Origin of the sequence: Gluconobacter kanchanaburiensis NBRC 103587, assembly GCF_007988905.1 — a bacterium.
GTDB lineage: Bacteria > Pseudomonadota > Alphaproteobacteria > Acetobacterales > Acetobacteraceae > Gluconobacter > Gluconobacter kanchanaburiensis.
Window position 1 is genome coordinate 176575 of the sequence record NZ_BJVA01000003.1, and the last position, 16453, is coordinate 193027.

The following is a 16453-nucleotide window of genomic DNA, read 5'->3' on the forward strand; positions in this document are numbered from 1 at the left end:
CCAGAAAATTCAGTTTGAGAGTGTATTATTCTGACTGTCAGTCCACTCTGCCGCACTGGCGTGCCAATAGACTTCTACACCAGAGATGTTGTTCAATTTGCAATCCGAACACCAGAGATGATTGCCGTCGGTTTCATTCTTGGTCGGAAGAGCGGCAAGAGTGTAGGACGCCTGCCTCATAGCTCCGCCAGTTGCGGTATCTGTCGTTGTATTCCAGTTGCCGTGGCCATCGGCATGAAAGCCGGAAATGTTTCCGTCCGTCATCGTGGACGAAGATGTTCCGCCGGTGCTCTCGAAATCTCCCGATACCTTTACGAAGATTGTGGCTGCCGTATTGGAGCATGTGGCCATCAGATAGCTCGTCGGAGCGCACCAACCACTATACAGACCGTTACTGGACGTCGTGGGGTCGATCCAGAATGTCTTTCCACCTTTGAGGTGCATGTCGGCTGTGAAGGACGCTGCTCCCGTGACATTGAGAGCGCCGCTGCCCAGAACCGACAGGCCGCAGGCGCTGCCGAAGCCGCAGAGTGAAATGCTGCCGTAACTGGCACCCACATTCCATTCGATGTCACCCTGTTTGGAGCCGCCTGGATTTCCTTCCGATACCGGATCGCCGTCAACGGTCGGGCCAAAATGGCTCACAGCCTGCTGCCAGCCCTGCGTGGCGCTGGGGTTCCCGTAGGAGTTCCACAGAAGGAAGCGAAGACGGTTTGCACCAGCGATCCACTGATCCCATTCCTGGTAAATCTGTGCCGTGTTCTGTGCCGTCAGTGACTGGTTTTTCAGGGACGGGACATAGATGTTGTCGCCATCAATAAGCCAGTTTCCTTCACCACCATCAAACAGGAGGTGATGGTTGACGTTGCCGCCCAGAAAGATCTGTCGGCTGTCGGTCGTCAGCGCGGCGGGCTGATTGCCTGCATTCATGCTGATGCCTTGCCAGTCGACGGAGTTGGCGGGAGCGGTGCCATTTACGATGTTCAGGTCAACTTCAAGCGGCGTGATCTGGTGAATGAACGACCTGTTGGAGGTAGAAGGCGTCAGGTCCGTGGCCTGAAGATTGAAGAACCAGTTGTTGCCGAACGCACTTGAAGCCGCACCACCGCCGAGCAGAACCGTCGGAGAGGTGTACTGGCTCCAGACGGTATCCAGTGTGGTCGTCTGCGGGACCTGTCCGCTTGCTTTGGTGCCATAACCTGCCACGTCCCAGGCGTAGACACTGATCGATGTATCGCCTGCGGATGGGACTGTGCTGACGAAACCGGCATAGAGGTTTCTTTTTGGCAGGGTGCCGGCTGTATTCGTCAGGGAAAGGGCGGGATTGGGGCTGTTGGTTGTGATGTACATGTTGGGATGGATCTGCGCGGCCTGAGCTGCCGTCAGAGGACTGGCAAGCTGGACCGAAGTCGCCGTGTAGCCTGTGGCTGTCAGGATGAGGCGTGCCGGCAAATTCGATACCAGAACGCAGTTTGCAACAGTGTCGAAGCCTCCCACGCCCACAACCGCACTGGCCCCGTTATGCGGGTCCTGCTCCGAGACCGGATACTGGGAGTTGTAGATCGAACCCGTCATGGCGACACCCATCGCACATCCGGCTGAATAGGGGCCGTAAGGGTCGCTCTGGATCAGGACAGAGCGGGGCTGAAACGTATTGTTCCCTTCGTTCGTGCTGGTTTGGCCGCCAAAGAGCGCGCTTTCATACCCCTGTGCGAACATGTCCACCTTGGGCGCGTTTTTTTGCCAGGCTCCCAGCCAGTCCGTCCCGGACGTCAGGGGGTTGGTCAGATCCATATTGGCGTCTAGGGCCGCAACACCGTTGGCCGTATTCATGGAAGACTTCTGAACATAGTTCAGAAGGGTGCTGGCATTGGTACTGTCGGCACAGACAAGAGGATGATTGTCTGAATCCACGCCGCAGGCCTGCACTGAGACCGTTGTGTTGTGCCACTGTCCCTGCTGGTCCTTGTAAGATCCGACCACAGGTTTTCCCGAGGCATCGAGACCTGACGTGATGGTAACGGAACGATACTGGTTGTCGGAAGCCCGATAGGCCTGTGGGATCACGTCCGATGCCAGGGCCGGACTGGACAGCAATGCGCAAAAGAAAATAAATTTCTTCAACATTAAATTCCTCGATTTTCAGGAAGAAAATGTAATCGACCTTGGCCCGATGGCATCGGGAAGGAATATCTGATATATTTTCAGGAATGTTGCAAAGAGTTAAATGAATACTCTTCTGCATTCGGTAAATATACCAAAATCTGCGTTCAATTGCAAGTCTGACGGAATATTTAGTCTGTCATATGCTTTCGGGTGAAAACGTCTTGTCAGAAGATGGAGCCCGAACAGTCGCGAAAAACAGACCGCAACCGTCGGGCTACACGCTGTTCAGGGCTGGCCGGGAAGGCTGCGGAGAAAGGCTACGCTTTCCACACAGGCTGCCGCTGCTTCGCGGCCCTTGTTCTCTGCATCCGCCCGTGAACGGTCGACCGCCTGCTGTTCTGTGTAGGTCGTGAGGATTCCGAAAGCGATCGGCACTTCGGTGGCAAGCTGGGCCTGCATGATGCCGATGGTCGCGCCGAGCGAGATGAACTCGAAATGCGCCGTGTCGCCCTTGATGACGCAGCCAAGGCAGATCACGCCTTCATATTTGCCGGACTTCGCCAGACGCTGGGCCAGAAGCGGCAGTTCGAAAGCGCCAGGCGCGTCATAGACGTCCACATCCGTGATGCCGCGCTCTTCCAGCCATTCGAGCGAACCGTTTTTCAGGCCGCCCGTGATGTTCGTGTTGAAGCGGCTGACCACGATGGCCATTTTCGGCGCAGGCGAAAGACGCAGGTCGGGGGCGACGGGGATATGCTTGCTCATGCCGGCTGTTCCTGAAGGAAATGGCCCATCCGTGTGCGTTTTGTCGCAAGATAGGCGCGGTTGAAAGGGTTGGCTTCGATTTCCAGCCGTTCGCTGGACTGCACGTCAAAGCCGAAGCGGACGAGGTTAGATTCCTTGTCCGGATTGTTCGTCAGAAGGCGGAGCGAACTCACGCCCAGATGCCGCAGCAGGTCGGCGGCCGCATCCCATTCGCGGGCATCGGCGGGCAGGCCGAGAGCTTCGTTGGCCTCCACTGTATCCATACCGTGATCCTGAAGCTCGTAGGCGCGGATTTTGTTGGCCAGTCCGATCCCACGGCCTTCATGGCCCCGCAGATAGACCAGCACGCCGGATTCGGATGCCGAAATCCGCTCCAGAGCCTCGCGGAGCTGCGCGCCACAGTCGCAGCGCATGGAGCCGAGCGCATCGCCCGTCACACATTCCGAATGCAGACGCACCAGCGGCACGCCTTTGGATGGATCGCCCTTCACCAGCGCGACATGTTCTACGCCATCGACAGCGCGGAAGGCATGAATGCGCAGATCGTGGCCGCCGAAAATGCTGGGGAGGGCGGATTCGGCCACCATTTCGCCTGCAGCCGGAACGGGGGTGCAGATCAGGTCATGGTCTGCGACGGGCCCACGGCCATGCTCGCGGCACCACTCCTGAAGATCCGCGATGCTGACGATGGGCATGTTGTGGCGTGCGGCATATTTTCGCAGTTCGGGCAGGCGCATCATGCTGCCGTCATCGGCCATGATCTCGCAGATCACGCCTGCGGGCTCCAGCCCGGCCAGACGCGCGATGTCGATCGAACCTTCCGTATGACCGTTGCGGCCCAGAACGCCTTCAGGGTGTGCCCGAAGCGGGAAAATGTGACCGGGTGATACGACGTCTTCCGGTGTCGCAGTCGGATTGGCGGCGATGACGATCGTGCGGGCGCGGTCGGCGGCAGAAATGCCGGTCGTCACACCTGTTGCCGCTTCGATCGAAACCGTGAAGGCCGTGCCGCGCGGGTCGCGGTTGCGTGCCACCATCGGGGGCAGGGCCAGGCGGTCGGCCTGTTCGGCTTCCAGCGGCAGGCAGATCAGCCCGCGCGCCTCGCGGACCATGAAGTTGATGGCTTCCGGCGTGGCGAACTGTGCCGCCATGACCAGATCGCCCTCGTTCTCCCGGTTTTCGTCATCGACCATGACGACCATGCCACCGGCGCGGATGGCCTCGATGGCTGCTTTCAGGGACGGCTTCATGAGGCCACCTTTCCAAGGCTGGGGGAGAACCGCAGCAGGTTCTCGACATATTTGGAAAGCACATCGACCTCCACATCCATCCGGTCCCCGACCGACAGTGTGGAGAGGTTGGTGTGTTCCCAGGTGTGCGGGATGATCGTCAGGCCGACTTCGAAACCGGCCTGATTGCCGCGCGTGATGTCATCATGCAGATCGTTCACCGTCAGGCTGATGCCGTCGAAGGTGATGGAGCCCTTTTCCACGACATACTGGCGCAGTGCCTGCGGGACGAACACGCGGAGGGCATAGGAATCGCCCGCTTTTTCAACACTGGCGAGGGTCGCCACGCCATCCACATGACCCTGCACGATATGGCCTGAAAGACGCGTGCTGGCAGCAACGGCGCGTTCCAGATTGACGCGCGATCCGGCTTTGAGCTGATCCAGTGGTGTGCGGGAGAGCGTCTCGCCGCTGAGATGGAATGTCGCCACGCCCGCTGCATCGAAGGTCTCGACCGTCAGACACACGCCATTGACCGCCACGCTTTCGCCGAGTTCCAGATCGGGAAAGCCTGTCTCCACGGCCAGGTCCATGGCCTTGTCGCGGACGGATGCTGAGCGGACTGTGCCCAGACGCTCTATGATTCCAGAGAACATGCGTTTTCCCTCAGCAGTCGCAGCGGGCTCTCGTCCCGCGATTTCAGGTCGATGCGGTCAGCGCCCGCAGTTTTATGAATGGTGAGCCAGTCATCCCACAGCCCGGCTTCGGACACTGAGGCCAGCAGGGCAGGTCCCGCTTCGACCATCGCCCAGTTCACACCCCGCTCCGCCAGCATGGCGGGGACCGAGAGCAGATCATGGCTGGAAATGACGTCGAACCCGGCCTGCGTCATCTCGGCTGTCCAGTCTGCCGGAAGACGGCCGTGGCGGTCGCAGACGACGAGCAGGCGGGGTTTGCGGTCCTCATGGTCCGGAACATGTCGGACCGTGAAGCGTGGTCGGTCCGCCAGAACGGTGCCAATCCCGGTGATGATCGCATCCGTTGCCCGGCGCAGGCGATGCGCGAGGACGAGCGAGTCCGGAGATGTGAAGGTTTTCTGCCCCGGCGGCGGCACCATGGAGCCGTGTTCGTCCAGCGCCTGCTTTACGCTGATCCACGGGCGGTGCCGGACAACGCGGCTTGCGAAAGGCGCCAGAAGGGCTTGGCAGTCCCGTGCCAGATCGGCCATCTCCGGCCGGTCCGCCAGCATGATCACGCGTTTTGCACTGGGCTCTTCGCGCAGCCGGGCGGCTCCGCCAGAGGCCTGCGGGTTTGGGTCGGCTGCACCAATCCAGACCTCCTGAACCGGGCTGTTGCGAAGGGCTTCGCTGCACGGAGGGGTGCGCCCGGTGTGATTGCATGGCTCCAGCGTGACAAGAGCCACCCGTGCCTGATCCAGCACGCCTGCCGTCCGGGCCTGCGCCAGAGCCATCGCTTCGGCATGGGGTTGCCCTGTGCGTGGATGAGCGCCGATTGTCAGGATACGACCTTCCGCATCCAACAGCGCGCATCCGACGGATGGGTTGGGTGCTGTGGCACCAAAGGTCTCGACAGCCTGCGAGATGGTCGCACGAAACCCATTGCGAATGGCGCTTGGTGCTATGGTGTCGGAAAGGGTGGTCTGGTCAGGCAAGTTGCGTCTTCTGGTCCCGTTACGATCGGGACGTCCGCAAGGCGCACGCTGCCCTCAGCCGGAGCGAAAAACAGGCGGGACTGCAAGTGCCCAACCTGTCCGCGACCGGACAAGTGCTGCGTTCTCTTCCATCCGGACTATGACCGTCGGCTCCGGAGTCTCACCGGATCTGCTTGTCCCTTCCGGACCGAAATCCGGAAGGCGCTCGCGGGCTGAGGCGGGGAAAACCGCCAATACCGCCGGTGGGGAATTTCACCCCGCCCTGAGAACGTCTGTGTTCAGGAGGAACTATGGAACCGTCCGGACGGGAATGACAAGCAAAAATCCACTTTCGTCTTTCACCTGACAGAGAGGCGTCATGTCAGGTGAAAGGATAGATCAGCTCATAGATATAGAAAAACCGCCGATCACAAGACCGGCGGTTTCGAAATTTCTGTGCGGGACAGAAGTGTTCAGTGCGTGGATGCGTTGGTATTGCGCTGGATCGCATCCTGCGTCGCATTAGCGCCACGGGAGACATTGTGCCCGATGGAGCTTACGTCCTGCCCGGCGCCATGTACGGTATTGCAGGCTGAAAGCGAAACGCCCGCACCCGACAGCAGAGCCAGAGACAGGGCAAAACGGGAAAAGGACTTTGCAAAGGACTTGGTTGACATCGGTGGAAATCCTCTAAAGAGCGTTTTGCCTTGTAAACGACATGCACGGACAAAGGTTCACAGCAGCAAAAGAATTTTCTTCGACAGATCATCAGCCGCTTCAGGACAACCATGACCTGGACAGGTACGGTGCAACCTTTCTGAACGAACCCACCCTTCATGCGCTCTGTCAGTTGTTTTCCCCAGTTGTGAGAATCCATGCCCAGTTCCAGCCCCCTCCCTGCCATCGTCTGGTTTCGAGACGATCTGCGCATGGCAGACCATCCTGCTCTGCATGCAGCGGCAGATTCAGACCGGCCGCTGATCTGTCTCTATGTTCTTGATGACATTACGCCAGCCCTTCACCCTCTGGGAGCCGCTGCCCGCTGGTGGCTGCATGGAGCGCTGGCGGATCTGCGACGGGACCTGAAGAAACAGGGCGGAACGCTGCTGACATTGTTGGGGTCTGCCGAAAAGCTGCTTCCCCAACTCGCGAAGTTGACAGGCGCAACCTCGGTTTATTGGCATCATCGACTGCATGAAAAGGAGCGGGCGCAGGACGACCGTATCCGGACAGCACTGGAACAGCAGGGATGTGAGGTTCGTCCTCACTGGGGCACGGTTCTGGTGGACCCTGAAACCGTGCAGACGAAACAGGGTGGATTTTACAAGGTCTGCGGCTCGTTCTGGAAGGCGCTCCAGACTCATGCTGTCCCTGAACCGCTAGAGGCGCCCTCCCGTCTGTCCTTTCGTGTTGTTCCCTCCTCCATCCTGTCCGATGCAAGACTGAACGAGGATGATCTCTGCCCGCACGCTCCTGACTGGGCGGTGGATTTCAGAAAAACATGGGAGCCAGGAGAGTCTGAGGCGCAGGAACATCTTGAGGATTTCCTCAGACATTCCGTTGCCCACTACTCTACGGGGCGTGATCGGGTGGCGGAGGAGGGAACATCCCGCCTGTCGCCCTATCTCGCTTCGGGAGCCGTCTCGCCGCGGCAGGTCTGGGCAGCCATTCAGAAATATGGAGCCCATACAGAAGGTCCAAGAATTTTCCTGTCAGAACTCGGATGGCGGGAATTTGCGCGTTACACCCTGTATCATCTCTCGAAGCTTCCATTCGAAAACCTTAATCCGAAGTTTTCAGGACTGAAATGGCGCAGTAATGCAGCAGATCTCAAGGCATGGCAGCAGGGCCGGACCGGTGTGCCGATCGTGGACGCGGGGATGCGTCAGCTCTGGCAGACAGGCTGGATGCACAACCGGGCGCGCATGATTGTCGGTTCCTTCCTGACGAAGCACCTTCTGATTGACTGGAAAAAAGGGGACGCCTGGTTCCGTGACACGCTGGTGGACGCGGATTTCGCCAACAATGCCATGAACTGGCAATGGGTCGCGGGAACGGGGATCGAAGCCACGCCTTTTTTCAGGATTTTCAATCCGACCAGACAGGCTGAGAAATTCGATCCGGACGGAGATTACATCCGTCAGTGGGTGCCGGAACTGCGTGGGCTCTCAGGTCGCGCTCTGTTTGAGCCCTGGGCTGCGAAAGACGATGACCTGAGAAAAGGTCGTGTCCAGCTTGGCCGAACCTATCCGCATCCGATTGTCGACCTGAAAGAAGGGCGGGACCGGGCTCTTCAGGCTTTCAGGGAACTATGAGTCACTGAAAGCCTGAAGAAGTCTGAAATCCGCCCCGCCGGAGCAGGGCGGAAAAGCAGTTCAGAGGCCGCCGTTCAGGAAGTTGCTGACATCCCCACGGGCTTTGGTGCCCAGATTGTTAAGGCGGTCGCGCTGTTCCTTGGGAGCATTCTTCAACTGCTGAAGGCGCTGGCTCTGCTGGTCGCGCAGGTTCGTCAGTTTGCCCTGCTCATTGCTGATCTGCTTCTGCAGACGGGCCTTCTCGTTCGCAGGGGCATTCGTATATTTGTCCTTCAGGTCCTGAATCCGCTTTTCACGGGCCGCCTGTGCCTCTTTTGACTGCTTTTGGTAGTTCTGGACCTTGCTGTTGAGGCAGTCTTCCCGCTGTGCCAGACGGCCAATGACATCATTCTGGCCTGTCTGCTGGCAGGCTGTAGAGGCCTGCGTATCGGCTGCGCGGCTCTGTGGAGCAAAGGAAACCGCTCCGGCAATCAGTCCTGCAGCCAGCATCGAGCGGGAAAAAAGGGTGAAATTCATAACATCTCCTGTAAACGGATGGATGAATCAAAGCACGTTCTGATGGCGGGAATGTGGCCTTTATGAAGAAGGCCTTATTCCATGCCTTCAGCGATCATCGAGATCCGTTCCGGCATCAGAAGTGTAATATGTGTAATGCTTCTGATACTGATGAATTTCTCTTTTTTGAATGCACTGAGGATGCGGCTGACTGTTTCAATAGTCAGTCCGAGATAATCCGCGATATCGGTGCGGGGCATCGGAAGGTCCAGTTCGACGGGCTGCGACACATCGGATCCGTGCAGCGCACTGCACCGTTCGATCAGAAAGGTGGCGACCCGCTCGCGGGCCGTTTTACGCCCAAGCAGGGTCATGCGGGCTTGCATAAGAGCCAACTCGCGGGACGCTTCCTCCCGCAACCGGTGTTCGAGACTGGGAAAACGTTCCGTCAGACGCTGCATTCCCGCGTGGGGAAAGCGGCAGAGCGTAGCCCCCCCGAGTGCCTCTGCTCCGAATGCATAGCTGGTGGAGGCCGCGAGCCCCAGAAAATCTCCGCCTTCCGCAAATCCCGTAATCTGGCGACGTCCATCCGGCAGAAGAGTAAAGAGCTTGACCCTCCCTCCCGTCACGACAAAGAAATCATGAGCCGGCGCGCCCTCTTCTATAAAGGAGCGCCCGTCGGTGACCGTCATGCGCGAAGACTCGTTGGCCAGAATTGCCAGATCACAGTCGTCAATACTGTTACAGATACTCAGACGTCGCCCCACGCAGTGTGCACACCGATCATGAATCTCGTCTGAACCCTGTGACGCCGACATGATGAACCCCGTTTCCGTTGCGCTGAATGCGCCCTGATGACTTTCAGCCACACTACCACATAATTTACCAGACTTGATTCAGGTCAAGGTGATGGGGAGGAGGGAGTGCTTTGTGAGGCTCAACGAATGTTGATGGAACACTCAGATGAAATTTAACGCTCTCGCTCTGGCCGCCGCAGTCGGTGCCGTTGCAACCCCGGCGTTTGCCCAGACGGTGCCCCAGGCGGCCCCTGTCACTGCTCCCCAGGTCATGGTCAGCGCCCCGATGACGGCCGCTCCCGTCCCGACCGTAAACATCCATGCTCCTGCATCGGGTCACTGCGGCTTGTTCCAGACCTGCGCCAATACACGCATTGGTCTTGGCAAGGGCGATTTCATCGTCCGTCTGTCCGCTCTTGGTGTTCTGCCGGAGGACCGTGACAGCAGCCTCTCACTGAACGGCGCCCATCTTGGTGGTCGCGTGAAGGCGACGCGTCAGGTCATGCCGGAACTGACGTTTGAGTATTTCTTCACGGATAACGTATCTGTGGACCTGATTGCGGCCAGCACGCGTCATGAAATCGCTGCTGAAGGCGTTCCGGGTCTGGGTAAGGTCGATGTCGGTAGCGCCTGGGTTCTGCCACCGACGGTCACGTTCGCCTGGCATTTCCGTCCACACAAGCGTTTCAATCCGTATGTGGGTGTCGGCGCCACGCTGGCATGGTTTCACAACGTGTCTCCTGCAGGTGGCCCGCTGACCCAGAAGTTGAACCTCGGCGTGACCGGTGGCCCGTCCGTCAATGTCGGTTTCGACTATCAGGTTGTCGGCAACTGGTTCTTTAATTTCGATGTGAAGCAGATGTTTATGCGGGTCCATGCCTGGGCGCAGAACAATGCCGAGACCACAAAGATTACGGCTCATGATTCCCTTGACCCGACCGTTGTCGGCGCTGGTATCGAATACCGCTTCTGATTCTCAGGTCAGGATACGGATCTTGAAAAAAACGGCCCCTCTCCTGAGAGGGGCCGTTTTTTTTCATTTTTGTGGCAATCTCATAAAACTTTTGCAATGAGATCATTCGGGAAGTGCAAAAGTCCCTTCATTTCCTTATGTGACATCTGTCGTGCTACCATGGGCATGGTCAGGCCATCTGCCATGAAAATGTCTGACTGGTGGCAGATATATCATCTTTCAGACGTTCCGGACGAAACGGGTCGTCTGTTCTGACAGAGTTACGGGGTTTTCTATCAGCATGCGCGTTCCACGCGTCGGCGCGCTGGCCATAGGCCTGCTATGCCTGGCCATTCTTCTTGTCGTCGTCGTGCGGTTCCGCACCCCGCACTCATCCGTTGCCACGGCCGAAGCCCCAATGGTGATGCAGTCGCAGGGCAGACTTGTCGTGCGCGACGGCAGCCCTCTTGCCAAACGCCTGACCATTCAGCCGGTTGCCAGTGTTTCCCGGGGCCATGACCTCACCTTGCCCGCACAGGTCATGGCGGAGCCTGATCGTCAGGTGAATGTCTATGCGCCCGTCACCGGACGGATCACAGGTGTTCAGGTCCATCTGGGGGAGAAGGTCCATCGGGGACAGGTTCTCGCCACGATTGCCGCCAGTGATCTGGATCAGGCCTGGGCTGACGACAGCCGTGCCCGCGCGGCCCTCGATTTCGCTCGACGGGCCTATACCCGCGCACAAGGAGTTCAGGCGATCGGCGGTAACGCTGTGAAGGATCTCGAATCCGCCCGCAACGATCTGGCACAGGCTCAGGCAGAAGCCGAGCGGACGCAGCGCAGACTTCAGGTTCTTGGCGCACGGCCAGGCTATGCAGCACAGGGCGAAGCGCCGCTGGTTTCCCCGGTAGATGGCGTGGTGTCCATGACGACCATGGCCCCGGGCGAAAACATCACAGATGCGACAGCCATTCAGATGACGGTTCTGGATCTTTCGGAAGTCTGGATCGCAGCCGCCATTCCGCAGGACAACCTGTCCCAGATCAGCGATACGAACGTTTTGTCCGTCGGTTTCGACGCCTTCCCCGGTCGGACCTGTTCAGGACGCGTGGTGAGTTTTGATCCAACCCTTCACGCCGACACGCGTCGGGTCAACGCTTATGTTGCCTGTCCGAACACCGACGGTGCCCTGCGTCCCGGCATGTTCGTGAACGCGACCCTGAACGTGCCCCAAGGCAGTGACATCATCATCCCCAAGTCCGCTCTCCTGATGAACAACGATCAGGTCTCTGTTTTTGTTGAGACCGCCCCCCGCGCCTTCCAGAGGCGCGACATCGTCATCAGCTACGATGAGGGCGACAGTGTGCGTGTTCTCAATGGCCTTTCCGCAGGCGAACGCGTCGTGACGAGCGGTGCCATTCTCCTGAATGATGACTAATCCGGTGGCCCTGAGCTGATGATCGAACGTTTCATCTCCTGGTGCTTCAACCACCGGAATATCGTTTTCTTTTCCGCCCTGATCCTTGCCCTTCTTGGCGGACTTTCATGGAAGATCCTGCCGGTCGAGGCTTACCCGGATCTGGGCGCTGTCAGCGTGTCCATCACGACCCAGCAGGAGGGTCTGGCGGCTGAGGAAATGGAGCAGCAGGTCACGATCCCGCTCGAGCGGACGCTGGCCAGCGTTCCGGGTGTGACGGACAGCCGCTCGACCAGCACCTTCGGCCTGTCGCTGATCACACTGATCTTCCGTGAAGGCACGAATGTCTACGCGGCGCGTCAGCTCGTCGAGACGCAGCTCGCCAACAATCCATTGAGCAACGGCGCCATGCCGTCGCTGGGCCCGATTTCAGGACCGAGCGGCGAGATCTACCGCTACACGCTGGAATCCGACGACAAGAATCTTCTGGAACTGTCGGATCTTCAGCGCTGGACCGTCATCCCCGCGATCCAGCACGTTCCCGGTGTGGTCAGCGTGGATAATTTCGGCGGTCTGACGCGCGAATATCAGCTCGTTCTCGATCCCGCCTCCCTGATGCGCTACCACGTCGGCCTTGAAGACGTGCTGACGGCCATCCGCAACAGCAACGTCAATGCCGGTGGCGGCCGCGTCAGCCGGGGCGAGCAGTCCTATATTATCCGCGGGATCGGCATGATCCATACGCTGGATGATATGGGCAACGTCGTCGTTGCCAGCCATGGGGGCGTACCGGTCTTCGTCAAGGATCTGGGACAGGTCCAGTTCGGGCATCAGGTGCGGCAGGGTATTCTTGGCAAGGACAAGAACCCTGATACCATCGAAGGCGTGGTGACCATGCTGAGCGGGGAAAATCCCTCGCTCGTGCTCGACGGTCTCCACAGCACGGTGGCGAAGCTCCAGAAACAGCTTGCGCCAAGTCATGTCCGTATCGTGCCGTATATGGACCGTGACCATCTCGTCCTGTCCACGACCCACAAGGTCACGGAAACGATGATTGAGGGTATCGTCCTCGTCGGTGTGATCCTCACCCTGTTCCTTGGCAGCCCCCGCAGTGCCATCGTCACGGCCGTGACCATCCCGCTGGCGCTGTCGGTTGTGTTCGTGCTGATGCACAGCTTTGGGATGTCAGCGAACCTGTTCTCGCTGGGTGCCATCGATTTCGGCGTGATCGTGGATGGTGCGATCGTCATCACCGAGACGATTCTCCGCATCCGCGAGGAGCGCCCGACCGAGGCGCTCGATCCTGTTGAGGTCCTGCCGGTCGCGCAGCGTGCGGGACGGGCGATTTTTTCGTCCACGCTCGTCATCATTGTGGCCTACAGCCCGCTTTTCGCGTTCGAGGGCAGCGAGGGTAAGCTCTTTCGTCCGATGGCCTATACCGTCAGCTTCGCGCTGCTGGGTGCGCTGCTCTGCGCTCTGACACTCATTCCAGCTCTGACCTATCTGGCGCTGCGCAAGCCCAAGCATATCTGGCACAATCGACCACTTGAATGGCTGCATGCACGGTACACGCACTGGCTCGGCCATTTCATTGACCGTCCGCTGATCGCCTATGGCGCCGGTGTTGCGGCCACGGTCGCGGTCGTGATTCTGGGGGTCTCGATCGGGCGCGAGTTTCTGCCGGATCTGGATGAAGGCTCGCTCTGGCTTCAGGTCCAGATGCCAACCGGAATTTCGCTGGAGAAAGGCGAGTCTATTGCCAACGAACTGCGGCATGCCGTCCGCGAGTTCCCTGAAACCTCCTATGCTCTGACGCAGCTTGGCCGTTCCGACGACGGGACCGACCCCTGGACACCGTCCCATATCGAAATGCCGGTCGGTCTCAAACCCTATGACCAGTGGCCGTCCGGAGAGACGAAGGCGCAGTTCGTCGAACGTCTGCGCGCGCGTCTGTCCCGTATTCCGGGCATCGATTTTGGCATCAGCCAGCCGATTCAGGACAATATGAGCGATCTGGTCGGCGGTGCACACAGCCCGCTCGTCCTGCGCGTCTATGGTAATGACTTCCAGGAACTGCGCCGCATCGGCCAGCAGATCGTGGACATTCTCCATCATGTCCCGGGAACGGCGGAAGCGTCGATCTTCCAGGAGCCTCGCATTCCACAGATCGATGTGCAGGCCGACCGTCTGGCCGCGGCTCGCTACGGCATCAGCATTTCGAATATTTCTGATGTCGTGTCGAACGCGATCGGCGATGCCCCGATCACGACCGTCTATGTGGATGACCGTTTCTACAACGCGACACTCCATATCCGTCGCAAGGATCTGCAGGACATGCAGGCTCTGTCGCAGATCCCGCTTCTGGATGCGGAAGGCGCCTATATTCCGCTGTCTCAGGTCGCCCATGTCGGGCTGCATATGGGTGAGAGCAATATCGCCCATGAAATGAGCCATCGCCAGATCACCATCCGCGTGGACAACGGCAAGCGACCGCTCTCGCAGTATCTGGCGGAAGCGCAGACCCGCATCGACCAGCAACTGCACTACGACAAGGAAAAATATACGCTCGAATGGGCCGGTTCCTTCCAGCAGGAAGAACGGGCCCAGAAGCGCCTGATGATCGCGCTGGGCGTGATGTTCGCCGTCATGCTGGTCCTGCTCTTTGCCGAGTTCCGCAAGATCCGTCAGGCTCTGCTGATCCTCAGCGTCGTGCCGCTGGCGACGCTGGGTGGCCTGATCGCGCTGCATGTCCGGGGCGAGACGCTGAACATCGCCACCGCCGTGGGCTTCATCGCCCTGTTCGGGGTGGCGGTGCAGAACGGCATCATCATGATTGCCAGCATCAACCGTCACCGGGTGGAGGGACTTGCCGTAAGAGACGCGACCATTGCAGGTGCCGCCGAACGTTTTCGTCCCGTTCTCATGACAGCGACTGTGGCAACGGCCGGCATGTTGCCGGCAGCCCTCGCCACGGGTGTGGGCACGGACGTACAGCGCGGACTGGCGACGGTTGTGGTGGGCGGTCTGGGCATTGCCACGCTGCTGACGCTGTTCGCCCTGCCGGTTTATTTCAGTGAGCTTGAGATGTGGGTTGAACGCCGGGATGCGAAGAAGCGTCCGCAACCTGCCACAGAGGGAGTCGGATCATGAAGATGCGCTCCATGAAGTACGGTCATGCATCGCTTCTGCTGTGCCTGACAGCGCTTTCCGCCTGTGCGGTCGGGCCGGATTTCCACCGCCCGGACCTGCCGAAGAACGCGGCCTATCAAGGCCAGCCCCTGACCGCGACCGTCGGACACGGTGTCACAGGTGCGACCGTACCGCAGCAGTTCCAGTCGGGCGTGGATATTCCGGGACAGTGGTGGACGGTGTTCGGTAATTCGTCCCTGAATGCGCTCGTTGATCAGGCTCTTGCCAACAACCAGTCGCTGCGCGCTATGCAGCAGGGGCTGAAATCGGCCTGGGAACAGCGCCGGATCGAGGGCGCTGGCCTGTATCCGACGCTGTCCGCCTCGTTCAACCCGACACGCAACAAGACCTCGCGCGTTTATTCGCCGGTTCCGAACTCGAATGTGTGGCTCTATAACGTCCACACCGCGCAGTTGAATATCGGCTATGTGCCGGATCTCTGGGGCGGGACACGCCGTGCGATCGAGGCCGCCGGAGCGCAGGCGGACCTGCAGAAGTTCCAGCTTGAAGCCACAGCGCTGACCATGATTTCCGATCTCGTGAACGCGACGATCGAGGAAGCCACGATCCGGGCCGAGATCGACGCTACGAACGAACTCATCCGCAGCCAGCGAGCCGTGCTGAAGATCGTGACGGCCGAGCAGGGCATCGGCAACGCATCCCGACAGGACATGGTCCAGCAACTGGCGTCTGTGGCCCAGCTTGAGGCGACGCTGCCGGGCCTGAACCTGCAACTGGCCCAGACCCGGGACCAGATGGCGGTTCTGGTAGGCGTTACGCCTAACTCGCCGCTGCCAGAGTTCCGTCTGGAGCAGTTTACCCTTCCGAAGGTGCTCCCGGTCTCGCTCCCGTCTGACCTGCTGAACCAGCGCCCCGACATCCGCGCCGCGCAGGCGCAGATCCAGTCCGCTAGCGCCCAGATCGGCGTGGCCATCGCCAACCGTCTGCCGAACGTGCAGCTCAGCGCAACGCCGGCGCAAGCGGTCGGGGTTATGAGCGACTTTTTCAAGCCCGGCTATGGCAACTGGACGATTGCTGCGACCGTCATGCAGCCGATCTTCCAGGGTGGTTCGCTCCTGCATGCCGAGCGTCAGGCGCGCGACAACCTGCTTCAGGCCAACGAGACCTACAAGGCGACCGTCCTGTCCGCCATTCAGGACGTGGCGGACAGCCTGCATGCCGTCACGTTCGACGCCGATGCCCTGAAGGCCGACGAAGACCTTCTGAAGGCCACGACGCAGAGCATGACGATTGCGCGCGGGCAGTTGCGTCTGGGAGATGTCAGCGAGCTTGTGCTGCTGCAAGCCCAGCAGACGGATGCGCAGGCGCGTCTGGCCTATGTTCAGGCCGAGGGCGCGCGTTTCTCCGACAGCGTCGGGCTGTTCCAGTCTCTTGGTGGAGGATGGTGGAACCGCAATGACATGGGCATGACGCCAGCGGCCCAGAAAGCGCTCGGGAAGTCTCTGCTGCCTTGGTAAAATTCAGGTCTCTGCCCTGAAACCCGCCAAAGGCCGGGGGCCTTTGGAAACCGCTTTAT

Annotated in this window: 13 protein-coding genes and 1 riboswitch; of the genes, 5 read left to right on the forward strand and 8 right to left on the reverse strand. The window is 59.5% G+C overall.

Annotated elements, in window-relative coordinates; genetic code table 11:
- Positions 1 to 9 precede the first annotated feature (9 nt).
- The 6 genes from GKA01_RS03930 to GKA01_RS03955 form a co-directional block, all read right to left on the reverse strand.
- Positions 10 to 2127, reverse strand: coding sequence for a hypothetical protein (locus GKA01_RS03930; protein ID WP_146859403.1), 2118 nt, complete (start codon positions 2125 to 2127; stop codon positions 10 to 12).
- A gap of 264 nt (positions 2128 to 2391) precedes the next feature.
- A complete protein-coding gene (gene ribH, locus GKA01_RS03935) occupies positions 2392 to 2871 on the reverse strand; it encodes a 6,7-dimethyl-8-ribityllumazine synthase (RefSeq protein WP_146859405.1) in 480 nt (159 codons plus the stop codon).
- The gene (ribB, locus tag GKA01_RS03940) at positions 2868 to 4121 is read right to left on the reverse strand and encodes a 3,4-dihydroxy-2-butanone-4-phosphate synthase (protein WP_146859407.1); all 1254 of its coding nucleotides are present in this window, start codon (positions 4119 to 4121) and stop codon (positions 2868 to 2870) included. Before ribB ends, ribH begins: the two co-directional genes overlap by 4 nt.
- Positions 4118 to 4756 (reverse strand): riboflavin synthase, encoded by a 639-nt coding sequence (locus GKA01_RS03945; RefSeq protein WP_146859409.1) that lies wholly within the window; start codon positions 4754 to 4756, stop codon positions 4118 to 4120. The genes ribB and GKA01_RS03945 overlap by 4 nt, the downstream gene beginning before the upstream one ends.
- Entirely contained in the window at positions 4738 to 5772 is a 1035-nt protein-coding gene (gene ribD, locus GKA01_RS03950; protein WP_146859411.1) for a bifunctional diaminohydroxyphosphoribosylaminopyrimidine deaminase/5-amino-6-(5-phosphoribosylamino)uracil reductase RibD, read from the reverse strand. The genes GKA01_RS03945 and ribD overlap by 19 nt, the downstream gene beginning before the upstream one ends.
- A gap of 116 nt (positions 5773 to 5888) precedes the next feature.
- Positions 5889 to 6046: riboswitch (FMN riboswitch) on the reverse strand.
- A 178-nt stretch (positions 6047 to 6224) separates the two neighbouring features.
- Positions 6225 to 6428, reverse strand: a complete 204-nt coding sequence (locus GKA01_RS03955; protein WP_146859413.1) for an entericidin A/B family lipoprotein — start codon at positions 6426 to 6428, stop codon at positions 6225 to 6227.
- A 198-nt stretch (positions 6429 to 6626) separates the two neighbouring features.
- Between GKA01_RS03955 and GKA01_RS03960 the strand changes: the two genes are divergently transcribed.
- Complete coding sequence (locus GKA01_RS03960; RefSeq protein WP_146859415.1) at positions 6627 to 8066, forward strand: cryptochrome/photolyase family protein; 1440 nt, start codon at positions 6627 to 6629, stop codon at positions 8064 to 8066.
- Between the two features lie 60 nt (positions 8067 to 8126).
- On the opposite strand, the gene GKA01_RS03965 is transcribed toward GKA01_RS03960, so the two are convergent.
- Together GKA01_RS03965 and GKA01_RS03970 are read right to left on the reverse strand one after the other, a co-directional pair.
- Complete coding sequence (locus GKA01_RS03965; protein ID WP_146859417.1) at positions 8127 to 8582, reverse strand: hypothetical protein; 456 nt, start codon at positions 8580 to 8582, stop codon at positions 8127 to 8129.
- A gap of 74 nt (positions 8583 to 8656) precedes the next feature.
- Positions 8657 to 9253 (reverse strand): Crp/Fnr family transcriptional regulator, encoded by a 597-nt coding sequence (locus tag GKA01_RS03970; RefSeq protein WP_146859615.1) that lies wholly within the window; start codon positions 9251 to 9253, stop codon positions 8657 to 8659.
- A 271-nt stretch (positions 9254 to 9524) separates the two neighbouring features.
- On the opposite strand from GKA01_RS03970, the gene GKA01_RS03975 reads away from it, so the two are divergent.
- The 4 genes from GKA01_RS03975 (at position 9525) to GKA01_RS03990 (ending at position 16394) form a co-directional block, all read left to right on the forward strand.
- Positions 9525 to 10331: an OmpW/AlkL family protein gene (locus tag GKA01_RS03975; RefSeq protein WP_146859419.1), complete on the forward strand. Its 807-nt coding sequence runs from the start codon at positions 9525 to 9527 to the stop codon at positions 10329 to 10331.
- A 280-nt stretch (positions 10332 to 10611) separates the two neighbouring features.
- On the forward strand, positions 10612 to 11748 hold the full coding sequence (locus tag GKA01_RS03980) for an efflux RND transporter periplasmic adaptor subunit (RefSeq protein ID WP_146859421.1): 1137 nt from the start codon (positions 10612 to 10614) through the stop codon (positions 11746 to 11748).
- Positions 11749 to 11766: 18 nt separating this feature from the next.
- Positions 11767 to 14877 carry an efflux RND transporter permease subunit gene (locus GKA01_RS03985; RefSeq protein WP_146859423.1) on the forward strand — a complete coding sequence of 1037 codons (3111 nt, stop codon included), beginning with the start codon at positions 11767 to 11769 and terminating at the stop codon, positions 14875 to 14877.
- Positions 14874 to 16394 carry an efflux transporter outer membrane subunit gene (locus GKA01_RS03990; RefSeq protein ID WP_228119892.1) on the forward strand — a complete coding sequence of 507 codons (1521 nt, stop codon included), beginning with the start codon at positions 14874 to 14876 and terminating at the stop codon, positions 16392 to 16394. Before GKA01_RS03985 ends, GKA01_RS03990 begins: the two co-directional genes overlap by 4 nt.
- The last annotated feature ends 59 nt before the right edge of the window (positions 16395 to 16453 follow it).